Origin of the sequence: Allopontixanthobacter sp. (assembly GCF_034376665.1) — a bacterium.
GTDB lineage: Bacteria > Pseudomonadota > Alphaproteobacteria > Sphingomonadales > Sphingomonadaceae > Allopontixanthobacter.
In genome coordinates this window covers 1-7,908 of the sequence record NZ_JAXMJI010000056.1, presented here as the reverse complement: position 1 = coordinate 7,908, position 7,908 = coordinate 1, and the positions used below count along the sequence as shown (strand labels likewise).

General features: G+C 59.5%; 8 protein-coding genes, 1 tRNA gene and 1 pseudogene. 6 read left to right on the top strand and 4 right to left on the bottom strand.

Translation table 11 applies throughout. The annotated features are described in order from the left end of the window. Window positions 1-118 (bottom strand): annotated as a pseudogene (locus tag U0988_RS05855) (PhoH family protein); the annotation flags it as partial. A 314-nt stretch (window positions 119-432) separates the two neighbouring features. Between U0988_RS05855 and U0988_RS05850 the strand changes: the two are divergent. From U0988_RS05850 to U0988_RS05840, 3 genes are read left to right on the top strand one after another with little or no spacing between them, the layout of a single operon-like run. Then, window positions 433-891, top strand: coding sequence for a MerR family transcriptional regulator (locus tag U0988_RS05850; protein WP_322291688.1), 459 nt, complete (start codon window positions 433-435; stop codon window positions 889-891). Further along, window positions 891-1,067 (top strand): hypothetical protein, encoded by a 177-nt coding sequence (locus U0988_RS05845; RefSeq protein ID WP_322291687.1) that lies wholly within the window; start codon window positions 891-893, stop codon window positions 1,065-1,067. The genes U0988_RS05850 and U0988_RS05845 overlap by 1 nt, the downstream gene beginning before the upstream one ends. A 26-nt stretch (window positions 1,068-1,093) precedes the next feature. Further along, window positions 1,094-2,101: a tyrosine-type recombinase/integrase gene (locus U0988_RS05840; protein ID WP_322291686.1), complete on the top strand. Its 1,008-nt coding sequence runs from the start codon at window positions 1,094-1,096 to the stop codon at window positions 2,099-2,101. A gap of 32 nt (window positions 2,102-2,133) precedes the next feature. Here the strand turns inward: U0988_RS05840 and U0988_RS05835 are convergent. Beyond that, window positions 2,134-2,219, bottom strand: a tRNA-Tyr gene (locus U0988_RS05835). A 155-nt stretch (window positions 2,220-2,374) separates the two neighbouring features. On the opposite strand from U0988_RS05835, the gene rlmB reads away from it, so the two are divergent. Next, window positions 2,375-3,187, top strand: a complete 813-nt coding sequence (rlmB, locus tag U0988_RS05830; protein ID WP_416172368.1) for a 23S rRNA (guanosine(2251)-2'-O)-methyltransferase RlmB — start codon at window positions 2,375-2,377, stop codon at window positions 3,185-3,187. An 18-nt stretch (window positions 3,188-3,205) separates the two neighbouring features. After that, window positions 3,206-4,087 (top strand): hypothetical protein, encoded by an 882-nt coding sequence (locus U0988_RS05825; protein ID WP_322291685.1) that lies wholly within the window; start codon window positions 3,206-3,208, stop codon window positions 4,085-4,087. A 118-nt stretch (window positions 4,088-4,205) separates the two neighbouring features. On the opposite strand, the gene U0988_RS05820 is transcribed toward U0988_RS05825, so the two are convergent. Both U0988_RS05820 and lon read right to left on the bottom strand, forming a co-directional pair. Beyond that, on the bottom strand, window positions 4,206-4,478 hold the full coding sequence (locus U0988_RS05820) for an HU family DNA-binding protein (RefSeq protein ID WP_160755501.1): 273 nt from the start codon (window positions 4,476-4,478) through the stop codon (window positions 4,206-4,208). 233 nt (window positions 4,479-4,711) lie between these two features. Continuing rightward, window positions 4,712-7,102 carry an endopeptidase La gene (gene lon / locus U0988_RS05815; protein ID WP_322291684.1) on the bottom strand — a complete coding sequence of 797 codons (2,391 nt, stop codon included), beginning with the start codon at window positions 7,100-7,102 and terminating at the stop codon, window positions 4,712-4,714. A 495-nt stretch (window positions 7,103-7,597) separates the two neighbouring features. On the opposite strand from lon, the gene U0988_RS05810 reads away from it, so the two are divergent. Next, a complete protein-coding gene (locus tag U0988_RS05810; RefSeq protein WP_322291683.1) occupies window positions 7,598-7,867 on the top strand; it encodes a hypothetical protein in 270 nt (89 codons plus the stop codon). Window positions 7,868-7,908: the final 41 nt, after the last annotated feature.

Genomic DNA, 7,908 nt, shown 5'->3' with positions numbered 1-7,908 from the left:
TTTGCACCTTCTCCGCACCCATCAGGTCATACAGCGCGTCGTACAGCGGGCGCAGGTACGGGTCCACCTTCTGGCCCAGATCGCCGGGCAGGAAGCCGAGCTTTTCGCCCGCTTCAACCTTTCCAACGCTATCGCCGCAGGCACCTTTCCGAAACTGGAAACGCGTGACCAGGTAGAAGACATGATCGAACAGCTGCTTGCGGTTCTCGATGCGACGGACGGTAATCCGGATCACGAAGAAGATAATGTCGATTGCTGCGAGGCGTATGACGATCGGCCCGGTGCGTTCGGCACGTTTGGCAATGATTGGTCTGTCGGCGATCCAGATGATGCCGAAGATGATGAGTTGCCCCCTTTAAACAATATCGGTTGATACGGTATTGCCAATCCGCGAAAGCCTCGCTAAACGTATCGCCTGATATGGAGCGCTTCATGGATACCTATAAGTTTGGCGAAGCCGCAAAGGCTGCAGGTTTGACGGAAGGTCAGTTACGGAACTGGCTCGCGCGGTACGACGATCTTTGGTTGCCGACCGGCCGGGAGGCTGGAAAGTGGCGGGAATTTTCATTCCGCGATATCGTAGTTCTGGGTTTTGCTGTCGAACTTATCCGGTGGGGCGCGAAGGTTCCGCAAGCTACCGAAGCGGGTCTAGTCTTTCTGGGCTGCTACAACGTTTCTGTATGGGATGATGATGCAGCCGACAAATTCGAGGGTCCCCGCTTCGTCGTAGTTCTCCAAGAAGATCGGGGGGCTTGGAATGTCTACGACGAAGAAAAGGACCAGCGGGTGATCGCGGCGATCAAAGGGCAGCAGGGCCAGTTATCTGAGTTACGTATCGATGGCCGCGCGATCATCGCCGGTTGTTATTCCCGTCTGCAGGTGAAGGCGTAATGAGCGCTCCGGCCCTCATCACTCAAGCCGACCAAGAACGTCTGTTCGCGGCAGTGCGTAAGGCTGGTTTGCAGCCCCAGCGCGTGAAGCTGACGCGAGACGGCTTAGAAATATTCTTTCAGCCCAATGGCGGATTATCTGCGAGCTATTCCGCATCCGACGTCGAGTTGGACTGATGGTCCGCCGCTGGCTCCCTGAGAACGTGACCGAATACCGGGATCGCCACGGCAAAAAGCGGTATCGGTTCCGTAAGAAAGGACTACCGGTCTACCACTTTCGTCATGCCCCGGGCACTGAGGAATTTCGGCAAGAATATGAGGCAGCAAAATCTGCCGATAAACCCGAGATCCTTCGCGCCAAACCCTTCACTTACGATGCGTTGATAGCCAGCTTCTACCGATCGCAGAAGTGGCAGGCGATGCAGCCCAGCAGTCAGCAGACCTACCGCGGCATTATAGAGCGCTTCAGGGCCAAGAATGGCACGAAGGACGCGCGCAAGGTTAATGCGGCGGCGATCGATGCAAAGCTAGGAACAATGGCAGCGACACCCGCAGCTGCAAACAATCTCAGGAAAACGCTTTCACGGCTTCACAGGCACGCAATCAAATTGGGGTGGCGGATTGACAACCCGGTCGATGCTACAGATGCCTATCCTGCGGGTAAAGGCTACCATACGTGGACCGAAAAAGAGCTAGCGGCATTCGATCGTCAGTGGCCGTTCGGAACCCGCCAGCGGCTCGCTAAGGAATTGCTGCTTTGGGGTGCACTTCGCCGATCCGACATGATCCTGGTGGGACGTCAGCACAGACGCGGCGATAAGCTGCACCTGCATCATTCAAAGAACAACAGCGCGACCATCATTCCTATCTCGAGAACCCTCGCCCAGGCGTTGGATTCAGTGGACAGCGGGACGCTTACATATCTGGTGACCGAACGCGGCCAGCCCTATTCGAGCGGCGCAAGCTTTTACAACTGGTTTCAGCGGGCGTGCGCTGCGGCCGGCATACCACACTGTACACCGCACGGATTGCGCAAGGCGGCAAGCCGTCGCCTGGCCGAGTCGGGTGCGACCAGCCTGCAAGGCCGCGCGATTACGGGGCACAAGACAGATAAGTTTTTCGAGTATTACGCACGAGAGGCTGACCAAGAAGCGATGGCAGCACCAGCGATGGCGAACGTTGAGTCCAAGTTCGCCAACGGCGATGATTAAGAGACTGAAACCATTATGAAATATAAGGCAAGTGGTGGACAGGGCTGGATTCGAACCAGCGTACGCTTGCGCGGGCAGATTTACAGTCTGCTGCCTTTAACCACTCGGCCACCTGTCCACTTGCTTGCCAGCTGCGGATTGACCGCGCGATTGGCGGCGCCGTTTCCGGAGCCATCAGGCCGAGAGGCGCCCCAATGGCGAAGCGGCGCTTGCCTGTCAATGGGGCGACTGGCATGGCGCGGCGACAACAAGCCTTTCACGGAGCCTCCCGCAATGACTGACCGAAAATCCGGCCCCAATCCAGAGCGCAAGCGGGCCTTGCGCGGCCGTGCCGGCAGGATGCAGGGCGGCCGAGGCAGCGGGCGCGCCAGCACCGGTCAGGTGCGCCTGTGGGGGCATCATGCAGTCGAGGCCGCGCTGATGAACCCCGAACGTTCGCACCGCAAATTGTGGGCCACGCGCGAAGCTATTGCCGGACTAGGCGGCGAACTGCCCGAGGGCTTCACCGTAGAATACGCCCAGGCAGCCGACCTTGCGCGGCTGGTTACCCGCGATACGCCGCATCAGGGGCTGGTTCTCGAATGCGCGCCACTGGAAGAGGTAGGCCTCGATGAAGTACTGAATTCGGCCGACGGGCGAGTGATCGTGGTGCTGGACCAGGTAACCGATCCCCACAATGTCGGCGCGATCCTGCGCTCGGCGGCGGCGTTCGGTGCCGCAGCGATTGTGACGCAGGACCGCCATGCCCCGCCGGAATCAGGCGTGGTCGCCAAATCCGCGTCCGGCGCGCTCGAAGTGGTGCCGTGGGTGCGGGTGGTGAACCTGGCGCGGGCAATGGAGCAGATGGCGGAGGCCGGGTACTGGCGGATCGGGCTGACCGGTGACGCCGAAGCGACCTTGGGCCAGGCGCTCCCGACCGGGCCTGTCGCGCTGGTCCTTGGCGCAGAGGGTGACGGAATGCGGCAGAACATCGCCGGCCACTGCGATGCCCTCGCCCGCTTGCCGATTGGCGACGCGATCGAGAGCTTAAATGTTTCCAATGCCGCCGCAATTGCGCTTTATGCTGTTGCTACACGGGGCGATTAGGGGATCAGGGGGGAAATTATGCAGGGGGATTTTTCGATCAAGCGGCTGGGCGCGGGCGCTTTCGCAGCGGTGATGGCGATGCTGCTCACGGGATGTTTGCTCTCGCCGGGCAAGTTCACATCGCAGCTCGACCTGAGGAACGGCGGGGCTTTTGCCTACTCCTACAGCGGGGAGATATATCTCCTTGCCCTCAGCAAATTGGCGGAAATGGGCAACAAGGCCGAATTGTCGGATCAGGAGTTCATCGAGCAACCCTGCTATTCCGACGAGGAATTTGAGGAGCGGACCTGTACCGCCGACGAAATCGCGGTGCAGAAGCGAGAGTGGCAGGCGGATCGGGACCAGCGGATCAAGTCGCAGAAGAAAGATGCCGAGATGATGAGCGCGATGCTCGGCGGCATTGATCCGGCGGATCCGGGCGCAGCGGAGGAACTTGCCAACCGTCTGCGCCGGCAGAAGGGCTGGAAAGCTGTCGAATATAAGGGCGGCGGATTGTTTCTGGTGGAATTCAGGATCGAGGGACGCCTCGATCACGATTTCCAGTTTCCAACGATTGAGGGCTTTTCGATGTCCAACTTCTTCGTTCTCGTCGCCAACCGCGAGGGCGGGACGGTGCGGGTCGACGCGCCCGGTTTCTCAGCCCAATCCGGCGGTAACGCCTTCCACAGCATAATGGCCGGGATGGCCGGGGTGGTTTCGAGAAGGGAAACTGGCGGCGAGGATGGGATGCCGAAGGTCCCCGAACTTGACGGTACCTTCCGGATCGTGACCGACGGCGAGGTGCTGGCCAACAACACCGACGAGGGCCCGGTCGATACAACCGCTGGCAAGGTGCTCGAATGGTCGATCAACAAGCGCACGCAGACCGCGCCGACCGCTCTCATCCGGCTCGCCCCCTGAGCGCCCGACCGCGGCAACAAGAAGCCGCGCCTGCCTGGCAAGCGCGGCTTCTTTTTGGCGGTGCTGCTGTGTAAAGCGCCCGCCCGGTCAGGGCCACGCCGGCAACAGCGAACGATCCTTAGTTGACGGCGTCCTTGAGACCCTTGCCCGCCTTGAACTTGGGCTGGTTCGACGCCTTGATGGTCATCGGTTCGCCGGTACGCGGGTTGCGGCCGGTCGAGGCCTTGCGCTTGGCGACGGAAAACGTTCCAAAACCTACCAGGCGCACTTCGTCGCCGCCGGACAGCGATTTTGTGATCGCATCGAATACGCCCTCGACCGCGCTGGCGGAGTCACTCTTGGACAAGCCACTGGAATCGGCAACCGCGCTGATCAGATCGTTTTTGTTCATTTATGAAAACCCCTATACCCTGCTGAAACGATTATTGAGATTCGCCCCTTCGAAGATCGGCGATTGAAGGGATTTTTCCCGCTGCTGTCAAAGGCAATTCGGGGCGGAGACCGCTGAATTGCGATAAATTCTCCGATTTTGCGCCGAACTGCCGGAAAAGACGCCACCATATGCCCGACCCTTGGGGAAGCGGTTGATCCGGTGCCGCCCCGATTCGCTGCAGCGCAGCAAAATCAATGGGCTGTTGGCGTAACCGCGCCCACCGCTGCCGAAGCGCCTGGCTGGCTGGCCAGATCATCGGCCTCGGTCCATTCGATCGGCGCCGGGATTGCCGTGAGGGCAATCTCCAGCACGCGGTCGACATGACCCACCGGAATGATTTCCAGCCCAGCCTTCACGTTCTCCGGAATCTCGGCGAGATCCTTGACGTTTTCTTCCGGGATTATCACGATCTTGATCCCGCCGCGCAGCGCCGCGAGCAGTTTCTCCTTGAGCCCGCCGATCGGCAGCACCCGGCCTCGCAGCGTAACCTCGCCGGTCATAGCCACGTCCGGCCGCACCGCGATACCCGTCAGAGTCGACACGATCGAGGTCACCATGCCCACGCCCGCGCTCGGCCCGTCTTTCGGAACCGCGCCTTCGGGCAAGTGGATATGGATGTTCTTGCGCTGGAAGATCGACGGCTTGATCCCATAGGCGGGCGCACGCGATTTCACGAAGCTGAACGCCGCCGCGACGCTTTCGTTCATGACGTCGCCCAGCTTGCCGGTGGTCTTGACCTCGCCCTTGCCCGGCGTGGTGACGCTTTCGATGGAAAGCAATTCGCCGCCCACTTCGGTCCACGCAAGGCCGGTGACCAGGCCGATCTCCGCCTCTTCTTCGCTCACCCCGTGCTTGAACTTGCGCACTCCGGCAAAATCGCCGAGATTTTCCGGCGTCACGGTGACGCTGGTGACGTCCTTCTCGAGGATCTTGCGCAGGCTCTTGCGTGCCAGACGGGCAATCTCGCGTTCCAGCGTCCGCACCCCGGCTTCGCGGGTGTAATAACGGATCAGGTCACGCAGCGCCTCTTCGGTCAGTTCGAATTCGCCTTCGGTCAAGCCATGCGCTTCAACCTGTTTCGCGATCAGGTGGCGCTGGGCAATCTCGACCTTCTCGTCTTCCGTATAGCCTTCCAGCCGGATGATCTCCATCCGGTCGAGCAGTGCCTGCGGCAGATTGAGGCTGTTGGCGGTGGTCACGAACATGATGTCGGACAGGTCGAGATCGAGTTCCAGATAATGGTCCTGGAATTTCGAATTCTGTTCCGGATCGAGCACTTCGAGCAGCGCGGATGCCGGATCGCCGCGGAAATCCTGGCCCAGTTTGTCGATCTCATCCAGCAGGAACAGCGGGTTCGACGTGCCGGCCTTCTTCAGATTGGTCACGATCTTGCCCGGCAGCGAACCGATATAGGTGCGCCGGTGGCCGCGGATTTCCGCTTCGTCGCGCACGCCGCCCAAGGACTGGCGCACGAATTCGCGCCCCGTCGCGCGGGCGATCGATTTGCCCAGGCTTGTCTTGCCGACCCCGGGAGGGCCAACGAGGCACAGGATCGGACCTTTAAGCTTGTTGGTCCGCGCCTGCACCGCCAGATATTCGACGATCCGGTCCTTGACCTTGTCGAGTGCGTAATGATCCTCGTCGAGGATTTCCTGCGCCTTCTTGATGTCCTTCGTCAGCTTCGATTTCTTGCCCCACGGCAGGCCGAGCAGCACGTCGAGATAATTGCGGATCACGGTCGCTTCGGCGCTCATCGGCTGCATGCCCTTGAGCTTTTTCAGCTCCGACTGCGCCTTGGCCTTGGCTTCCTTCGACATTTTCAGCGTGTCGATCTTCTTCTGAAGCTCGGCCATTTCATCGCCGTCTTCACCCTCGCCGCCCAGTTCGTTCTGGATCGCCTTCATCTGTTCGTTGAGGTAATATTCGCGCTGGGTCTTCTCCATCTGGCGCTTCACGCGGCCGCGGATCTTGCGTTCGACCTGCAGCACGGACAATTCGCCTTCCATGAAGGACATGACCATTTCCAGCCGCTTGCGCGGGTCCGGCTCGGTCAGCAGCGCCTGCTTGTCGGAAACCTTGGTGTTGATCGATGCGGCGATGGCATCGGCCAGCGCGCCGGCATCGTCGATCTCCCCCAGATCATCGCCCGCGCCCTCACCCAGCTTCTTGTTGAGTTTCGCATATTCGCCGAATTGCTCGACCACACTGCGCATCATCGCGGTGATCTCGTTGCCGGAAACGGTTTCGGGTTCGCTCATGGTCACTTCGGCAACCACGAATTCGCCTTCCGGCCGGAGGCGTTCGAGCTGCGCCCGCGCGGTGCCTTCGACCAGCACACGCACCGTGCCATCAGGCAGTTTCAGCAATTGCAGCACCTGCGCGACCACGCCGGTATCATACAAATCGTCCCGCTCCGGATCGTCGCAGCCGGGGTCCAGCTGCGCGAGCAGGAAGATGTCCTTGTTACCTTCCATCGCCGCTTCCAGCGCGGCCACGGATTTGTCGCGGCCGACGAAAAGCGGCACGACCATGCCTGGAAACACCACGATATCGCGCAAGGGAAGAAGGGGGAGAAGGCTCATGATTTCATATCCGGTTGATGCGCGGCACAGGGCCGCTTTTCGCTTGGCAGCAATATGGTAACGGGGGCCGCAGGCCGCAAGCCGCTAGCCCGCTTAGCTGTGGACGGGGCCGGTAGGGTTACAAAGGTGACACATCCAACATTTGGTGTCACCCGTTTCGGAGGGCCGGGATTCTGCAGGTTTGGACGTGGGAGGGTGACAGGTTCGGCCCTGGAGGAAATTAAAAGGACCGGGCAGTAGAGCGTAAATTTCATTTGCAGGGATTCGGTCCTGGAGCGACTGTCTGATCATGCGGGTGGCGATAACGAAAGGTCACGAGGTAGGAAAGGTGCCGCTGGTTGAGCCAAAATCATGTAACCTCTAAGCGCTGGTTAAAGTCCGCGGACCAGACACGCTTTGCGTTGGGGGATTTATCCCAAGCTAAGAAATGGCCCAGGGTGGATATCCACTGTCGATTATGCAAGCATTTCAGATCGATAATATAAGGAGGCAATAGTGGCTAAAGCTCTATTATTTGCAATAGCAGCATTGGTTCTTGGCGGCTGCGATCAACTGGTCGATCAACAAATGCAAGACATTCACAAACAGGTAGCGCAGGATGCTACTGATCAATATGACATCGCCAAACGTCAGGGGGATCTAATCCAAATCTGTGTGCAAGCGGGGCTCGTTGCCGCCTCCTATCTTCAAGCCAAAGATGAGGCCAACTACAACTCTTGGAAGCTGATAGAAGATGCTGACTGTGCAAAGGCCGGCATGCCTTAATAAAGATTTGGCGAAAGATCCCTCGTCCACAAGATTTAGGT

Bases quoted from the DNA above. Each gene is read 5' to 3' on its own strand.
- U0988_RS05850 (WP_322291688.1), top strand. From the start codon at position 433: ATGGATACCTATAAGTTTGGCGAAGCCGCAAAGGCTGCAGGTTTGACG.
- U0988_RS05845 (WP_322291687.1), top strand. From the start codon at position 891: ATGAGCGCTCCGGCCCTCATCACTCAAGCCGACCAAGAACGTCTGTTC.
- rlmB (WP_416172368.1), top strand. From the start codon at position 2,375: ATGACTGACCGAAAATCCGGCCCCAATCCAGAGCGCAAGCGGGCCTTG.
- U0988_RS05825 (WP_322291685.1), top strand. From the start codon at position 3,206: ATGCAGGGGGATTTTTCGATCAAGCGGCTGGGCGCGGGCGCTTTCGCA.
- U0988_RS05820 (WP_160755501.1), bottom strand. From the start codon at position 4,478: ATGAACAAAAACGATCTGATCAGCGCGGTTGCCGATTCCAGTGGCTTG.
- lon (WP_322291684.1), bottom strand. From the start codon at position 7,102: ATGAGCCTTCTCCCCCTTCTTCCCTTGCGCGATATCGTGGTGTTTCCA.